The 17,885-nt window shown below is 42.2% G+C and carries 11 protein-coding genes; 8 read left to right on the top strand and 3 right to left on the bottom strand.

Annotated elements, in window-relative coordinates; genetic code table 11:
• The first annotated feature begins 607 nt into the window (after positions 1 to 607).
• From uvrA to nusB, 5 genes are all read left to right on the top strand, one after another.
• Entirely contained in the window at positions 608 to 3,433 is a 2,826-nt protein-coding gene (gene uvrA, locus GPW69_RS08660; RefSeq protein ID WP_074391683.1) for an excinuclease ABC subunit UvrA, read from the top strand.
• A gap of 98 nt (positions 3,434 to 3,531) precedes the next feature.
• Positions 3,532 to 4,593, top strand: a complete 1,062-nt coding sequence (locus GPW69_RS08655) for a M24 family metallopeptidase (protein WP_074391684.1) — start codon at positions 3,532 to 3,534, stop codon at positions 4,591 to 4,593.
• A gap of 63 nt (positions 4,594 to 4,656) precedes the next feature.
• A complete protein-coding gene (efp, locus tag GPW69_RS08650; RefSeq protein WP_002942436.1) occupies positions 4,657 to 5,214 on the top strand; it encodes an elongation factor P in 558 nt (185 codons plus the stop codon).
• Positions 5,215 to 5,241: 27 nt separating this feature from the next.
• Positions 5,242 to 5,634, top strand: a complete 393-nt coding sequence (locus GPW69_RS08645; RefSeq protein ID WP_015647326.1) for an Asp23/Gls24 family envelope stress response protein — start codon at positions 5,242 to 5,244, stop codon at positions 5,632 to 5,634.
• Positions 5,624 to 6,043, top strand: coding sequence for a transcription antitermination factor NusB (nusB, locus tag GPW69_RS08640; RefSeq protein ID WP_074391685.1), 420 nt, complete (start codon positions 5,624 to 5,626; stop codon positions 6,041 to 6,043). The genes GPW69_RS08645 and nusB overlap by 11 nt, the downstream gene beginning before the upstream one ends.
• Positions 6,044 to 6,122: 79 nt before the next feature.
• Here the strand turns inward: nusB and GPW69_RS08635 are convergent, their stop codons facing one another.
• Entirely contained in the window at positions 6,123 to 7,088 is a 966-nt protein-coding gene (locus GPW69_RS08635) for a LacI family DNA-binding transcriptional regulator (RefSeq protein ID WP_002938271.1), read from the bottom strand.
• Positions 7,069 to 8,523: a sucrose-6-phosphate hydrolase gene (locus tag GPW69_RS08630; protein WP_074391686.1), complete on the bottom strand. Its 1,455-nt coding sequence runs from the start codon at positions 8,521 to 8,523 to the stop codon at positions 7,069 to 7,071. Before GPW69_RS08630 ends, GPW69_RS08635 begins: the two co-directional genes overlap by 20 nt.
• Positions 8,524 to 8,728: 205 nt before the next feature.
• Here GPW69_RS08630 and GPW69_RS08625 point away from each other — a divergent pair, with 205 nt between their 5' ends.
• Positions 8,729 to 10,618 carry a sucrose-specific PTS transporter subunit IIBC gene (locus GPW69_RS08625; protein WP_074391687.1) on the top strand — a complete coding sequence of 630 codons (1,890 nt, stop codon included), beginning with the start codon at positions 8,729 to 8,731 and terminating at the stop codon, positions 10,616 to 10,618.
• 127 nt (positions 10,619 to 10,745) lie between these two features.
• Positions 10,746 to 11,627, top strand: a complete 882-nt coding sequence (scrK, locus tag GPW69_RS08620) for a fructokinase ScrK (protein ID WP_024410996.1) — start codon at positions 10,746 to 10,748, stop codon at positions 11,625 to 11,627.
• 39 nt (positions 11,628 to 11,666) lie between these two features.
• On the opposite strand, the gene GPW69_RS08615 is transcribed toward scrK, so the two are convergent.
• Positions 11,667 to 14,897 carry a ZmpA/ZmpB/ZmpC family metallo-endopeptidase gene (locus GPW69_RS08615; protein WP_074391688.1) on the bottom strand — a complete coding sequence of 1,077 codons (3,231 nt, stop codon included), beginning with the start codon at positions 14,895 to 14,897 and terminating at the stop codon, positions 11,667 to 11,669.
• A 353-nt stretch (positions 14,898 to 15,250) separates the two neighbouring features.
• Between GPW69_RS08615 and secA the strand changes: the two genes are divergently transcribed.
• Positions 15,251 to 17,776 (top strand): preprotein translocase subunit SecA, encoded by a 2,526-nt coding sequence (gene secA, locus GPW69_RS08610; RefSeq protein ID WP_002938259.1) that lies wholly within the window; start codon positions 15,251 to 15,253, stop codon positions 17,774 to 17,776.
• Positions 17,777 to 17,885: the final 109 nt, after the last annotated feature.

Here is a 17,885-nt window from a genome sequence, read left to right as displayed (position 1 = left end):
ATAGAAATGTGTTATAATATGTAGACATTTAAGCGAATAAGTTGTACGGACTTTTCCTTGTTCCGTATACCATAGCTTATAGCCTCTTAAGAAAGGAATTGAATGCGTGCTAAAAGCGTCGAGTTTTATACGGTTTCTTGACGTGAGATTTTCAAAACGATATTTTTTGAAAATCGAGCTAATACAAGATATAGAAATTGCCCATAGGCAGTTTCGTCTGGTGACGCGGAGTTAATCGACCGTCACCAGTTATCTTGTGAACGCACTTATAATTAGAAAGGAATTGAACACGGGCTAAATGCGGTGTCAAAAAGTACTAGTTTCTTCATGGATGAGTATGGAAACTGGTTTTTGCGTCGTAGACATCTGTACTTTCTTCGGTTTTCAACCTGTGAAAGTACTAGTTGTCTTGACGGGGGTGCGTCTTCGAAATCACAGATTTCGGACTTACCGCCTATTTTGACTGTGCATTTGACGCCCTTTGTATCTTAGAAAGGATTCGAATGCGTGCTAAAAGCGTCGAGAAAAAGACAAAATGTTTTGTCACTGATGTGACGTCACATTTTCCTATTTTCTTCTCGCTTTCTTAACGCACTTATATCATGTTATGCAAGAAAATATTGTGATTCATGGGGCGCGTGCCCATAATTTAAAAAATATTGATGTGACCATTCCGCGTGAGAAGTTGGTGGTGGTGACTGGTTTGTCGGGATCTGGTAAGTCGAGTTTGGCTTTTGATACCTTGTATGCCGAAGGCCAACGTCGTTATGTGGAAAGCCTGTCTGCCTATGCTCGTCAGTTCTTGGGCAACATGGATAAGCCTGATGTGGATTCCATAGAGGGTCTTAGCCCTGCTATTTCCATAGACCAAAAAACAACCTCGCGTAACCCACGCTCGACAGTTGGGACGGCAACGGAAATCAATGACTATCTCCGCCTGCTCTATGCTCGGGTCGGGGTGCCTTACTGTATCAATGGTCATGGTGCAATTGCGGCTTCTTCGGTGGAACAAATCGTTGATGAGGTCTTGGAATTGCCAGAACGTCAGCGGCTGCAGATTCTAGCTCCGATTGTGCGGAAGAAAAAGGGGCAGCACAAGACCATTTTTGAGAAAGTGCAGAAGGATGGCTATGTTCGGGTCCGGGTCAATGGTGATGTCTATGATGTGTCGGAAGTGCCTGAGTTGTCCAAGAGTAAGGCTCACAACATTGAAGTCGTGGTCGATCGGATTGTCATCAAAGAAGGCATTCGTTCGCGACTTTTTGACTCCATTGAGGCGGCCCTGCGGATTGCGGACGGCTATGTCATCATCGATACTATGGATGATAAGGAACTGCTTTTCTCTGAGTACTACGCCTGTCCAGTTTGTGGCTTTACGGTGCCTGAGTTGGAGCCTCGCCTCTTCTCTTTCAATGCTCCTTTTGGGTCTTGTAGCGACTGTGACGGTTTGGGCATGAAGCTGGAAGTGGATACAGATTTGATTGTCCCAGATGCCAGCAAGACCTTGCGTGAGGGTGCTTTGGCTCCTTGGAATCCAATCTCTTCCAACTACTACCCTCAGATGCTGGAGCAAGCTATGAACCATTTTGGTGTGGATATGGACAAGCCTTTCGAGGAATTGACGGAAGAGGAGAAGAACCTGATTTTCAATGGTTCTGACGGGAAGGAATTCCATTTCCATTATGAAAATGAGTTCGGTGGGGTCCGAGACATCGATATTCCATTCGAGGGCTTGATTACCAACATTAACCGCCGCTACCGTGAAACCAATAGTGATTACACACGGACAGTGATGAAGACTTACATGAATGAGTTGACCTGTGGGACCTGCCACGGCTATCGCCTCAATGACCAAGCTCTGTCTGTTAAAGTCGGTGGCGAGCAGGGACTTCATATCGGGCAGCTGTCTGACTTGTCCGTGGCGGATCATCTTGAAGTCATTGAAAATCTGACCTTGTCTGAAAATGAAGCAACCATTGCGACACCGATTGTCAAGGAAATCAAGGACCGCCTGTCCTTCCTTAATAACGTTGGTCTCAACTATCTGACCCTTTCACGAGCTGCAGGAACCCTTTCGGGTGGTGAAAGCCAGCGGATCCGTTTGGCGACTCAGATTGGCTCCAACCTGTCTGGTGTTCTTTACATCTTGGATGAACCGTCGATTGGTTTGCACCAGCGGGACAATGACCGCCTCATTGCTAGTCTGAAAAAGATGCGTGATTTGGGCAATACCTTGATTGTGGTGGAGCATGATGAGGACACCATGCGAGAGGCGGACTGGTTGATTGATATCGGTCCAGGTGCGGGAGTCTTCGGTGGAGAAATCGTGGCTTCTGGAACGCCTGCCCAAGTAGCTAAAAATAAGAAATCCATTACAGGTCAGTACCTGTCTGGCAAACGTGAAATTCCGGTGCCTCTCGAACGCCGTGTTGGAAATGGTCGTTTCCTGGAGGTAACAGGTGCCAAGGAAAACAACCTGCAGGATGTGACGGTCCGTTTCCCACTCGGAAAATTTGTGGCGGTGACAGGGGTGTCTGGCTCTGGTAAGTCAACTCTGGTCAACTCTATTTTGAAAAAAGCTATCGCCCAGAAACTTAATCGCAATTCGGACAAGCCAGGCAAGTTCAAGTCCATTTCAGGAATTGAACACTTGGACCGCCTGATTGATATTGACCAAAGCCCGATTGGACGGACACCGCGTTCCAACCCAGCCACCTACACAGGTGTCTTTGACGATATTCGTGACCTCTTTGCCCAGACCAATGAAGCCAAAATTCGTGGCTACAAGAAGGGGCGTTTCTCTTTTAACGTCAAAGGTGGTCGTTGTGAGGCTTGTTCTGGTGATGGTATCATCAAGATTGAAATGCACTTCCTGCCTGATGTCTTTGTGCCTTGTGAAGTCTGTCATGGACACCGCTACAACTCGGAAACCTTGGAAGTACACTACAAGGAGAAAAATATCGCTCAGGTCCTTGATATGACGGTCAATGATGCGGTAGAATTCTTCAAACACATTCCCAAAATCGAACGCAAGCTCCGTACCATTCAAGACGTAGGCTTGGGCTATGTTACCCTTGGACAACCTGCGACAACCCTATCAGGTGGTGAAGCGCAACGGATGAAATTGGCTTCTGAACTCCACAAGCGGTCAACTGGTAAGTCTTTGTATATCTTAGACGAGCCTACGACTGGCCTACATACTGAGGATATTGCCCAGTTGCTCAAGGTCTTGGCCCGCTTTGTCGATGACGGCAACACTGTCCTTGTCATCGAGCACAATCTGGATGTCATCAAGACAGCAGACCATATTATCGATATGGGACCAGAAGGCGGTGTCGGTGGTGGTACCGTTGTCGCGACAGGAACGCCAGAAGAAGTAGCTAGTAACCCAGCCAGCTTTACAGGCCAGTATTTGAAAACGAAGTTGAAGTAAAAAGTCGCCTCTGCGGCTTTTTTTCTCTATCTGCTAGGAAGAATTGGTATTTGTCTGTATTTCTGCTATAATAGTTACAAAATCATTGGAGGAATAGGATGCAAAAAAGACTTGAAAAATTTGAAGCAAAATTAGCTCAATCAACGGTTGATGGAATCTTGGTGACTGGTCAAAACAATATTTACTACCTGACAGGTTTTTGGGGGACAGAGGCGACTGTCTTCATCAGTGGCAAGCGTCGCTTGTTTGTGACTGATTCGCGTTATACCTTGATAGCCAAGGCATCAGTAAAAGGTTTTGATATTATCGAGAGCCGTTTTGCCCTTGAAGAGATTGTAAAGGTGATTAAGGAAGATGGGCTTGAAACCATTGGTTTTGATAGCCAGGTGACCTATGGTTTCTATCAAAGTCTGACCAGCATTTTTGAGGGTTATCAACTGGTTGCCATGTCAAACTTTATCGAAGACTTGCGCATGATTAAGGATGAGAAAGAAATTGCGACCATTCGCCGTGCATGTCAAATTTCGGATCAGGCTTTTATTGATGTTCTTGACTTTATCAAACCAGGTCAGACGACTGAGATGGACGTCAATCATTTCCTTGACCACCGCATGCGTCAACTCGGTGCAGAAGGGGCATCATTTGAGTTCATCGTGGCATCTGGCTACCGCTCTGCTATGCCTCATGGAAGAGCGTCTGAAAAGGTTATCCAAGCTGGTGAGACCTTGACGCTGGATTTTGGTTGCTATTACCAGCATTATGTCAGCGATATGACACGGACCATCCATATCGGTCATGTGACAGATCAAGAGCGTGAGATTTACGATGTGGTCTTGCGTGCCAATAAGGCTTTGATTGAGCAGGCCAAGGAAGGTGTCACCTACCGCGAGTTTGACGCTATTCCTCGTGAGATTATTAATGCGGCGGGTTACGGAGCCAACTTTACACACGGGATTGGGCACGGAATTGGTTTGGATATTCATGAATATCCGTATTTTGGAAAATCTGACGAGACTATCAAGGCAGGTATGGTCTTGACGGATGAGCCTGGTATCTATTTGGATGACAAATATGGTGTCCGTATCGAAGATGACCTATTGATTACAGAAAAGGGTTGTGAAGTCTTGACATTAGCTCCCAAGGAATTGATTGTCATTTGAGAAATTTGACAGTTTGTGGTAGAATAAAACGAATAAATAAAATTTGAAGAGGTATTCAATACAATGATTGAAGCAAGTAAACTTAGAGCAGGTATGACCTTCGAAGCTGAAGGTAAATTGATTAAAGTTTTGGATGCAAGCCACCACAAACCAGGTAAAGGAAACACCATCATGCGTATGAAATTGCGTGATGTACGTACAGGTTCAACCTTCGATACAACTTACCGTCCAGATGAAAAATTTGAACAAGCTATTATCGAAACAGTTCCAGCACAGTACCTTTACCAAATGGATGACACAGCTTATTTCATGAATACTGAGACTTACGATCAGTATGAAATTCCAGTAGCGACTATCAAAGAAGAATTGCTCTATATCTTGGAGAATTCCGATGTGAAGATCCAGTTCTACGGAACAGAAGTGATCGGTGTTACTGTACCAACAACTGTTGAATTGGTCGTTGCAGAAACACAACCGTCTATCAAAGGTGCGACTGTTACAGGTTCAGGTAAACCAGCTACGATGGAAACAGGTCTTGTAGTCAACGTACCAGACTTTATCGAAGCAGGTCAAAAACTGGTTATCAACACAGCTGAAGGAACTTACGTATCACGTGCTTAATCGTTTCCTCTTAAGAAAGGAGAGCCTATGACAACAGAATATCAAGGCGAGATTGTTATCGCACCTCGCGTCCTTGAAGTAATTACAGGCATTGCTGCAGCGAAAGTTGATGGAGTGCATTCCCTTCAAAATAAGCGTGTAGCAGACAGTTGGTCAAAAACATCGTTAAATAAAGGTGTTTATCTTGAAACTGACGAGGAAGGTCAAGTAACTGCGGATATTTACGTCTATCTAGAATATGGTGTAAATGTTCCTGCCGTATCAATGGACATCCAGCGTGCAGTCAAGACAGCAGTTTACAACTATGCAGAAGTTCAAGTGGCTGCGGTTAATATCCATGTCAGCGGCATTGTTCCTGATAAAACACCAAAACCAGCATTGAAAGATTTATTCGGAGAGGATTTCCTTGATGAAGAATAATAGACATGCCCTGCGTAAGTGTGCTTTGCAGGCAATCGTATCACTTGAATTTGGTCAAGAACCTGTTCAGGCAGCTCAGTTTTCTTATCTTTATGATAGAGAAGAAGAGCAAGAAGGAGTTGAAATTCCGCTCTTTCTCCTTAACCTTGTCAATGGTGTAGCAGACTATCGTGATGACTTGGATAAGGAGTTATCTAGCCGATTAAAAGCAGGATGGACCTTAGACCGTTTAACCTTTATTGACAAGAATATCATGCGACTAGGCCTATTTGAAATCTTACATTTCGAAGAAACGCCAGACCGCGTTGCTGTTAACGAGGCTATTGAATTGGCTAAAGAATTTTCTGATGAATCTTCAGCTAAGTTTGTCAATGGAGTTTTGAGCCAGTTTATTAAAGAAGAAGCCTGATGAGCTTCTTTTTTACTTGAGAAATAAGAGAATGTATCACAAAAAAGCTGCACCTAATTTTTATTAGGTACAGCTTTTTTTATATACTAGCTCCTGCTAGTAGGCTAATCGGCAGGATATAGTCTGTTTTTGTCAGTTTTTTTCCTTCGATTTTATCAACTAATAGTTCAACCAGCAGGCGAGCTATTTCGGTTAATGGTTGCTTGATAGTTGTCAGTTGAGGGTAGTAGTTTTCGATGAAACTGGTTCCATCATAACCAATCAATTTAATATCCTCTGGAATAGACAGTTTCATGGAACGAATGACGTTCCATACCAGCATAGCCGTTGCATCGCCAGATACAAAGATACCATCTGGTTTTTGCTTTTCAAGAATGGCTCGGATTTCCATCTCCTTGCGCACAGGTGAGAAATCACTGGAGATATGAAAAACTTCGGCTTTGTTCAAAATAGATGTGAAACCTACTTGGCGAAGGCCGGTAGGTGAATTGGAATCATCGTTCCCCGTAATCATTAATGGATTGTGACATCCCGCTTTTTGTAAGGTTTGGGCAGCTAATACCCCGCCAGCAAAATTATCGGAAGAGACAATGGGAATGGAAGGAGAGAGGTTGCGGTCAAAAGCGATAATTGGAGCTACGACACGGTCGTAGTCTTGGATACCGAGATTGTGACTGCCCGAGATAATCCCATCTACTTGGTTAGCTGCTAACATTTCTAGATACTCACGTTCCTTATCGGACTCGTGCTGGCTATTGCAAATAATGGTTTTATAGCCTCGATCAAAAAGCTCTTTTTCTAGATGGCTAATCAATTCAGAATAAAAAATATTGTTTATTGTTGGGAAGATGAGACCAACTAATTTTGCAGATTTACCTTGCAAACTACGAGCTAAATTATTAGGTTTGTAGCCCAGTTCACGCATAGCCTCTTCGACATTGCGAATGGTTTTTTCAGATAGGTATCCTTTTTTATTGATAACGCGGGAGACAGTTGTTGGGCTAACCCCAGCTAACTGTGCGACATCAGTTAGTTTTGCGACCATAATCTAAATGGTAGTAGGTTCCGGTCGGATTACCAGTCGTAATGACGATACCAGACTGATCCGCATCAGGGAAGACACGACCAGAAAATACTTTCTCTCCTTTATTGATAAAGATTTCAAAGACAGATTTGTCGATGAAGATATTGGCTGTGAGAGCTCCTGGAGAAATCTCGCAAGAGCGACTTGTACCGAAATCGAGTGCGAATGGCTGACCACAGTTGCCGCGGTCCAATGTAATCTGGCCTTGCTCAGTGTCCACAGACAAGACCAAGCCTTTTTCTGCTTCATTTGCGAACAATACGATTTCATGCTTCGCGCCCGCTGAAAAATCAAGTTCCAATTCGTAAACATTATTGGTTTCTTTTTGGGCTGAAAATGGCTGAGCTTCTTTACGAAGACTGGTAATCACGTCGACTGGATATTGGTAGAGCTTACCGTCCTTGATGGTTAATTCTTTAACTAATGACAGACAGCCTTGGTAGTCATAAGCATCGGTTGGGTATTCCACATCTGGAAGTGCCAACCAGCTAACAGATAGAGTTCGACCGTCTGGTGCATTAAAGGCCTGCGTTGCATAGCACTCAAAACCATAGTCCAGATTGATCAATTCGCTCGGTTCGACAATGCTTGCTGTTTCAGGATCGAAACTCTGACCAATCTTGTACATATTTGGATAGATATTGCCATAGTCCAATACCTCTTTGTCCAAGCCTTGTGGACAGTAGAGAAGGATGGGTTGCTCACCGACGAACGCAATATTTGGGCATTCCATCATATAAGCGGTCATGTCATTGGCAAAATCTAGGTCACCAACATAGGACCAGTTGAGGTAGTCGTTATTTTCAGCTTTATAAAGTTTGACAATCCCCTTTTTATCCAAATTTTGTCCACCGACGATAGCGTAATATTGCCCTTTATAGTTGAAAATTTGTGGATCACGGAAATGGTCGGTGGTATCTTCTGGTTGCTCAATCAAGACTTTATCAATCTTTTCAATCTTACCATCTTTATCCATTAAGGCACCGATTTGGTATGGATGGCGAACCCAATTTTCATCGCGGACATTTCCAGTATAGAAGAGGAAGAGCTTGTCGCCAAATTCCATGGCAGATCCAGAGTAGGCACCGTGGCTATCAAGTGGTGTATCTGGGTACATAACCGTACCAGTTTCTTCAAAATGGACCAAATCCGTTGATTCTGTATGGACCCAAGATTTCAATCCGTGCGCAGCACCGAATGGGAAGTATTGGTAAAAAAGCGTCCACTTTCCATTAAAATAAGAAAATCCATTTGGATCATTTAACAGTCCATGTGGTGTTTCAATATGGAAATTTGTCCTCCAAGGAGAACTCTCTGTATTCTTCTTTATTTTTTCAATATATTCGGGTGTCCAGTCAGCATAAGCCCTGTAACGCTCCTCTGTTGTAAATGCCATAATTTTCTCCAAATTTTCTAGTTTTTCATTAATATAGTAAACGTTTTCTTAAAAAAAATCAAGTTTTAACAATGTTTTTAAGAAATTCAAAAAAAAAATGTGATAAACGTTTGACATATTTTATAAAAGTGATATAATAAAACCATCGAAAGTTTGAAAACACTTTCAAAAAATAAAAAATATTTAATAAGGAGATTTTTGCAAGATGAATAATACAGAAATTGCAAAAAAAGTCATTGACGCCCTTGGTGGACGTGAGAACGTACGCAGTGTTGCCCACTGTGCGACTCGCCTTCGTGTTATGGTTGTTGATGAAGGAAAAATCGACAAGGATACAGTCGAAGACATCGAAAAAGTACAAGGTGCTTTCTTCAACTCTGGTCAATACCAAATCATCTTTGGTACTGGTACAGTAAACAAAATCTACGATGAAGTGGTTGCCCTTGGTTTGCCAACAGCGACTACTGGTGAGCAAAAAGCTGAAGCTGCTAAACAAGGTAATGCTTTCCAACGTGCGATCCGTACTTTCGGTGACGTATTCGTTCCAATCATTCCTGCTATCGTAGCAACTGGTCTTTTCATGGGTCTTCGTGGTCTTCTTGGAGCTCTTGGTTATACTCTTCCAGAAGATTTGAACGTTTACTCACAAATCTTGACAGATACAGCCTTCATCGTATTGCCAGCCTTGGTTGTATGGTCAACCTTCCGTGTATTCGGTGGTAACCAAACAATCGGTATCGTTCTTGGTATGATGCTTATTGCGGGTCAGTTGCCAAACGCTTGGGTTGTAGCATCAGGTGGCGATGTGAAACCAACTATTTTCTTCGGTTTCATCCCAGTTGTAGGTTTGCAAGGTTCAGTATTGCCAGCCTTCATCATCGGTTTGATCGGTGCTAAATTTGAAAAAGCTGTCCGCAAGGTTGTTCCAGAAGTTCTTGACCTCTTGGTAACGCCATTCGTGACCTTGTTTGTAATGTCTATTCTTGGCTTGTTTGTCATTGGTCCAGTCTTCCACGTGGTTGAAAACTACATCTTGGCTGGTACACAAGCTATCTTGAACTTGCCAATGGGTCTTGGTGGTCTCCTTATCGGTGGTGTTCACCAAGTTATCGTTGTATCAGGTGTTCACCATATCTTTAACTTCTTGGAAGCTCAATTGGTAGCAAACACTGGTGCTAACCCATTCAACGCTATCATCACTGCAGCTATGACAGCACAAGGTGCTGCTACAGTAGCGGTTGGTGTGAAAACTAAAAATCCTAAATTGAAAGCTCTTGCTTTCCCAGCAGCTCTTTCTGCCTTCCTCGGTATTACTGAGCCAGCTATCTTCGGTGTTAACTTGCGTTTCCGCAAACCATTCCTTCTTTCATTGGTTGCGGGTGCCATCGGTGGTGCTGTAGCATCTCTTCTTGGTCTTGCCGGTACAGGTATGGGTGTTACTATCATCCCAGGTTTGACACTTTACGCAGGTAATGGTCAAATTCTTCCATACATCCTTATGGTTGCTGTATCATTTGCTCTTGGTTTTGCTCTTACTTACCTCTTCGGTTATGAAAATGAGGAGAAAGAAGTAAAAAAGCCTAGTACTTCAGCACAAGAAACAGCTGAAACGCTTGAAGAAGCAGAAACAGGACTTGTAGCTGAAGAAACTCTTGTATCTCCACTTTCAGGTGACGTTGTTGCCCTTGAAAATGTTAATGACCCAGTCTTCTCATCAGGAGCTATGGGTAAAGGTTTGGCTGTTAAACCATCTGAGGGTGTTGTTTACGCTCCAGCAGATGCAGAAGTAACAATTGCTTTTGAAACAGGCCATGCTTACGGATTGAAAACAGCGTCTGGTGCTGAACTTTTAATTCACATCGGTATTGATACTGTATCAATGAACGGTAACGGATTTGAAAAATTAGTAGCAGCAGGCGATAAAGTAAAAGCTGGTACTCCGATTGCTAAATTTGATGCAGCTAAGATTGCAGAAGCAGGTCTTGATGATACAACTATGATCATTGTAACCAACACTGCTGACTTTGCAGAAGTATCTCCACTTGCAGAGGGAACAATCGCTCACGGTGTAGAATTCTTGAAAGTAGCTAAGTAATCTTATATAAAATCGATTTGTAGAGCATGACTCTACTACATAATTAACAGGAAAAAGGCTTTCAGCCTTTTTCTTCTGTTTGCTTATATGTTATAATAAAAGTGATAAAAATTTTGGAGACAATCAAATGACAAAATTATATGGTAGCTTAGAAGCTGGTGGTACAAAGTTTGTTTGTGCAGTAGGCGATGAGAACTTTCAAGTTGTTGAAAAAACGCAATTTCCAACGACAACTCCTTATGAAACGATTGAGAGAACGGTTGAATTCTTCAAGCGCTATGAAGATCGTTTGGCAGGTATTGCGATAGGTTCTTTCGGTCCAATTGATATTGATCAAAACTCACAGACTTATGGTTATATCACTTCGACACCAAAACCACACTGGTCAAATATTGATTTACTTGGTCTGATTGCTAAGGAATTTAACATTCCATTCTACTTCACGACAGATGTGAATTCATCAGCTTTTGGTGAAACATTGGTTCGTAAAGGGGTAAAGAGCTTAGTTTACTATACAATCGGTACAGGTATTGGTGCAGGTGCTATTCAGAATGGTGAGTTTATCGGTGGCTTGGGTCATACCGAAGCGGGTCATACTTACGTTTCCCTACACCCTTACGATGTAAAACATGAATTTAAAGGAATGTGTCCATTCCACAATGGGTGTTTGGAAGGCTTAGCTGCAGGTCCTTCTCTTGAAGGCCGTACAGGTATTCGTGGTGAATTAATCGAGTTAAATTCAGACGTTTGGGATGTGCAGGCTTACTACATTGCTCAAGCAGCAGTACAGGCAACCTTGCTTTATCGTCCGCAAGTAATTGTATTTGGTGGAGGAGTTATGGCTCAAGAGCACATGCTTAATCGTGTACGTGAGAAGTTTGTCGGTTTGATGAACGATTATCTCCCAACACCAGATGTCAAAGAATATATCGTAACGCCAGCTGTTGCTGAAAATGGTTCTGCAACTCTTGGGAACTTTGCTTTGGCAAAACAGGTATCAGAAAAGTAACATAAAAAGTTAGGGACTAGAAATAATCCCTAACTTTTTTTATTCTGTAAAAATACTAGTTCTATAATCATCGGTAAGTTTTAGATAGGCATCGTGTAACAATCCTTTTAATTCAGAAACTTTCGTATTTTCTGTTGTAAAATTACCTGCAGCAATATCGGCTAGGACAGCTTGATCCATCAATTCTTGCAATTGCTCATAGTTTGCTACCGTGAGCTCCTGCCCATTATAGTTGATGGTAACAGGTTTTAGGAAAGCAAGTTTTTGGACGCGTTCTTGGTACATCGCTTTCTTGAAAGTCTTATAATCGCCATTGTATTCAGGGAGAATATTGGCAAAGATGAGTGAATCAGGAACGACATCGCTATCTGCTTGTTTGTATTGGTTAGACATGTAAGGTACCATGCCGTTTTCATATCCTTTTTCAGCTAGAAGTTCAAATGCTGTACGTCGAAAAGAAAGATCACCAGGAACACGCTCGGTTGTTGCGGTAGCCCAGATAGGAGCAAAGAGACTTAGTTTGTGATAGCCGTTGTTCATCACCTCTTCAGGATTATCAGGGTCTCGCTCAATGCGATTGGCAGATTCACGACGGACGGTCACATCATTATCAACAAGGTCATCAACAGTTTTTAGCTCGATGCTATTCCATTCTTCATCTGTGAAATCGCGTTTAAGGTTTACTCCGTAAGGTCCATACTCTTCCGCACCTGGGATGAGTTTTTCTTTAGTTTCTAACTTGTGAAACCATTGGCGTTGAGTGTCTTTATCTTGTTTTAAAATAGCTGTACCTTCAGCGTATTCTAATGTGTAGATGAGATCGAATAAGCCCTGCATATATTGTTGTAAATCTGCTGAATTTTGGAAGCGTTCAGGACTAACATTGTGGTAGCGAGTGCCAGTATGACCTGAATAATCAGATAGAGAATTAAAACCGATGATTGGATAGTCGACACGGTCTGGTGCTTGTAACATTCCTTCAGGAAATGCTTCAAGTTGCATACCAGCTCTTCGGTTATGACCGAGTAAGAATTTATCATAATCAAATGCGTGAACCATCTCGTGCGTGAGTGTTACGGCGCCATCTGTTCCGAGTAATGGGGTGATGACAAAGTTGACTTCCTGTCTCCAAGCGTAAGCACCGGCCCAAGTGAGTTCAGGAAGGAAGTAGGTTCCAGAAGGACCGAAAACTTCTTGAATGGCAGCTGTTGTCTCAGCGGTAGCGTCATTTTGCATTTTCTCAACAAATTCAGGAGTGAGCTTGCCTGTATCGGAATACCAAACACCTTTCCAAGCGTAAGAAGAAGCGTCGTAGACGTAATTGCCGTGTCCTCCCCATACTGGCTGGAAGTAGAGTAAGGTATGCTTATGATAATCAGGCAGGATACGGTACCACATGTCGTAATGAGCACGATACAACTCGGCATCTGCCAGGATTTGTTCTTTTATTTTGGAGAGTTCGGCCTGATAGACTTCGGGATTGCTTAGTTTTAGAGATTGATCAATGTAACGATCGTAGGAACTAAAGATGAGATTTGATAGGTTTGAAATGATGTAAACATTGTCCTCGCTCGTTGTTAATAGCGGTAGTAACATATTTGGATAGGTATCGCGGATACGAGGCGTAATCACTTCTTCAGGGATTTGAGGATCTTTTAATCGCTCATAGACATTTAGTCTGCTATTGTCTTCATCGCTAAGAACGGTAGATTTAGTCTCTACGATAAAGGCATCTGTCGTTTGTTTGAACCAATCGTTGTCAGACATTTCAGGTAAAAAGATTTCTCGATAGGCTTCAAGGAAATCAGTCAGTGATGCCTTGTCTGTGACAGATGCAAAGTTCTCTGCATAGGAAAAATAACTTCTTTGTGGGCTATAACTCTGGTAGTCATTTTGTCCAAAAGTTATGAGAGCATCTAGTGAGTCCGCTTCTCCTCCGAAGAAATCAGTATGGAACATTGTTAATTCCTTGCTATTAATTTCTCCGTAATCAATATCGTACCATCTATCGAGGTAGGCTAAACTGAGTAAGATAATTTCTTTATTCTCTTCGATAGTACGAATGGTTTGTGTGACTGATTCTGGATCATCTAGTTTAACAGACTCGTCATTTATTAACGCTTTTTTTAGATAGTCGCGAATATTTGTCTTAACTTTGTTAAAGGGTTCTTCTAAATATAGACGGTCCATTTGCTGCTCTTGATTTTCTGTAATGGAGAGAGCAGTATACATATTTTCAGAACGAAATTCAACCGCTTGTAGGCTTGGAACTACCTTGTCTAGAATGTCAGAGTAGTCTTGTAATGTTTGGAAAGGTGAATAAGTAACTCCCCAATCCGCTACTTGGTAGTAAGCACGTTTATCTTTGCTTTCTGTATATTGGAGCGGGAAAAATAAGGTGCTGCCATCTTCAAAGTGAGCTAGGAGTGTATTGATGTTTTCTTCTTTTCCCTGTATGTCAGAAATAATGGTATTGTCGGTCATGGGGACAAGGCTGATCATTTTACTACTAGCCAATTTGTGGTCTGCGCCAATATTATTGGCAGCCTTTTTAAGTTGCTGGTTGTCGCTTGTTGGATCTAGTTTTTTTAGATTGAAGAGCAAGGTTTCATTGTTTATAGCACTATCGGTACTATCTTGCTGCTGAGATGATGCAGTTGTGGAAGAGCTCTCTTTATTTTCGGTAGATTGCGGACCTATGTCCTTGTCAGTGACATAGCCTACATACTGATACTGCTTTATGTTACTTGGATCAGGAAGTTGGTCTCCGACTTTTAGCTGATGAACCTGATTGTAGCCTGCAAGTAAATTGCTTTCTAGAGCCTGGATGCTCTGGATAGGTAGAATAGAACCAGTGGCGGTCAGAAGAAGGATGGACGAAATAATCCTTTTCTTTTTGCCTTTTCCAGCCAAACTTATTCCTAGAACTAGAAGAAGTCCCCCTCCAATCGTTAATAGATTGATCCCGGTCTCCCCTGTATCTGGAAGAATCCCAAATATTTTTTTAGGTTCGGTCTTGTAGATGAGATAGATTGTTTGATTCTCCGTAGCTGTTTCTTTGGAAGGTGAGACAGTTTTCAGCTTAGATAAGACAGAATCCTTCTCTGAACTTGTTAGTTCATCTTGTGCAATATATTGATATTGAACAGATACCGTCGATGCATCGTTTGCGTAAACTATAGGAGGCTGGCTTCCCCATAGGCTACTCACTATGGCTACTGTAGTACTAGACATGGCTAGTTGTTTAAGGGCGATTTTCTTGGTATACATTTTCCTCTCCTTTTTACATATTTACTTGTACAATCAGATTATACTACTTGTACGAAGAAAAAAATGCCAAATCGTTCACATTTTTGGGGCAATAGTGCATATTTTTTTAAAATTTTAAATGGTATATTTTTACTAGAGATAGAGGATGGTATCCTGGAATTTATTTTAGTAATTGGTGTCTTAATCATGTTCTTTTTAGCAATGTAATATTACTGTGTAGAAATTTTTCCAGATTTGTTTGTTTTATTGTGTTTTTATCTAAGAATACCGTGTATCCTGGTGCCAAACCTTGAAAATTGCCTAATTTTCTGCTACAATATATTATTGACTAAAATTAAAATAGGATGAATGATATGGTAACAAATGTACTTCGTTCTCTCATTGAAAATGATAAGGGAGAGCTAAGAAAACTTGAGAAAATGGCAGACAAGGTCTTCTCGTATGCCGATGAAATGGAAGCGCTGACTGATGAACAGTTGCAAGCTAAGACAGCAGAATTTAAGGAGCGATACAATAACGGCGAATCCCTCGACGATCTTTTGTACGAAGCTTATGCGGTAGTCCGTGAAGGAGCTCGTCGTGTATTGGGCCTCTATCCTTACAAGGTTCAGGTTATGGGAGGAATCGTTCTTCACAACGGTGACGTTCCAGAAATGCGTACAGGTGAAGGTAAAACTCTGACTGCAACGATGCCTGTTTATTTGAATGCCTTGTCTGGTCAAGGTGTTCACGTAGTGACGGTTAACGAGTATCTTTCTACTCGTGATGCGACTGAAATGGGTGAATTGTATTCATGGCTTGGTCTATCAGTTGGTATCAACTTGGCTGCTAAATCACCCTTGGAAAAACGTGAGGCCTATAACTGCGATATTACTTATTCGACCAACTCAGAGATTGGTTTTGACTACCTCCGAGACAATATGGTTGTTCGCGCAGAAGACATGGTTCAACGTCCTCTCAATTATGCCTTGGTCGATGAAGTTGATTCAATCTTGATTGACGAAGCTCGTACGCCGTTGATTGTATCTGGTGCACAAGGTTCGGAAACAAACCAGTTGTATTTCTTGGCAGATAATCTTGTTAAATCTTTGACAACAGAAGATTACATCATCGACATTCCATCTAAAACGATTGGACTGTCTGATTCAGGTATTGACAAAGCAGAGAAATTCTTCAAGTTAGATAACCTTTACGATATTGAAAATGTAGCCATTACCCATTTCTTGGATAATGCACTTCGTGCCAACTACATTATGACCTATGATATTGACTATCTGGTCAATGAAGACCAAGAGGTTATGATTATCGATCCATTTACAGGTCGTACGATGGAAGGTCGTCGTTATTCTGATGGACTTCACCAAGCCATCGAAGCTAAGGAAGGTGTACCGGTTCAAAACGAGTCTAAGACAAGTGCCTCTATTACCTACCAAAACCTTTTCCGTATGTATAAAAAATTATCAGGGATGACGGGTACTGGTAAAACAGAAGAGGAAGAATTCCGTGAAATCTACAACATCCGTGTCGTACCAATCCCAACCAACCGCCCAATCGCGCGTGTTGACCACGAAGATTTACTCTATCCAAGTCTAGAATACAAATTTAATGCCGTTATTGCTGATGTGAAGAGACGCTATGAGAAAGGGCAACCTGTCTTGGTCGGTACAGTTGCGGTTGAAACTTCTGATTTGATTTCTCAAAAATTGGTAGCTGCAGGTGTCCCTCACGAAGTATTGAATGCTAAAAACCACTATCGTGAAGCGCAGATTATCATGAATGCTGGTCAGCGTGGTGCGGTCACTATTGCGACCAACATGGCGGGACGCGGTACCGATATTAAGTTAGGTCCAGGTGTACGTGAACTTGGTGGGCTATGTGTTATTGGTACTGAGCGCCATGAAAGTCGTCGTATTGATAACCAGCTTCGTGGACGTTCAGGTCGTCAAGGTGACCCAGGTGAATCACAATTCTATCTATCTCTCGAAGATGACTTGATGAAACGCTTTGGTTCAGAACGCATCAAAGTATTTATGGAGCGTATGAATCTAACAGAAGAAGAGTCCGTCATCAAGTCTAAAATGTTGACACGTCAAGTTGAATCTGCTCAGAAGCGTGTGGAAGGGAACAACTACGACTCACGTAAACAAGTCCTTCAATATGACGATGTGATGCGTGAGCAACGTGAAATCATCTATCGCCAACGCCAGGATGTTATTACTGCTGACCGTGATTTGGCTCCTGAAATCAAAGCGATGATGAAACGGACGATTGAACGCCAAGTTGCGGGTCACTTCCTTGGTTCGAAAGATGAAGCTATTGATGGAATTATCAAATTTGCGCATGCAAATCTCGTTGAAGATGATACCTTGAGTAAAGCTACTTTTGAAGCAATGAATCAGAAAGAGATTGTCGAAGAGCTCTATGAACGTGCTTTGAGAGTCTATGATTCGCAAGTGAAAAAATTACGCGATGAAGAACGTGTACGCGAATTCCAGAAAGTTCTTATCCTTCGTGTTGTGGATAACAAATGGACAGACCATATTGATGCCTTGGATCAATTGCGCAATGCAGTCAGTCTTCGTGGATACGCTCAAAACAATCCAATCGTTGAATATCAATCAGAAGCATTTACTATGTTCAACGATATGATTGGGGCTATCGAGTTTGAAGTAACCCGCTTGATGATGAAGGCGCAAATTCATGACAATATTGAGCGTGAGCGTACAAGTCAAGAAGCACATACGACAGCTGTTAAGAATATTATGCCGAACCAATCGCATGCAATTCAGGAGAATGTATCTTTTGAAGGTGTTGATCGTAACGATCCATGCCCATGCCAGTCTGGTAAGAAATTTAAAAATTGTCACGGCCGTAAATAGGAATGACGCGTGGACTGGACGGCTGTCCAGTCCTTTTGCAGTTTTTAGACAAGTCACTAGAGTCAGTTTGTTTATTTTAATAAATGAACTGACTATGCAAAAGGAGACC

It is taken from the genome of Streptococcus suis (assembly GCF_902702775.1).
GTDB classification, from domain to species: domain Bacteria; phylum Bacillota; class Bacilli; order Lactobacillales; family Streptococcaceae; genus Streptococcus; species Streptococcus hashimotonensis.
This window is presented reverse-complemented; position numbering and strand designations above follow the sequence as displayed.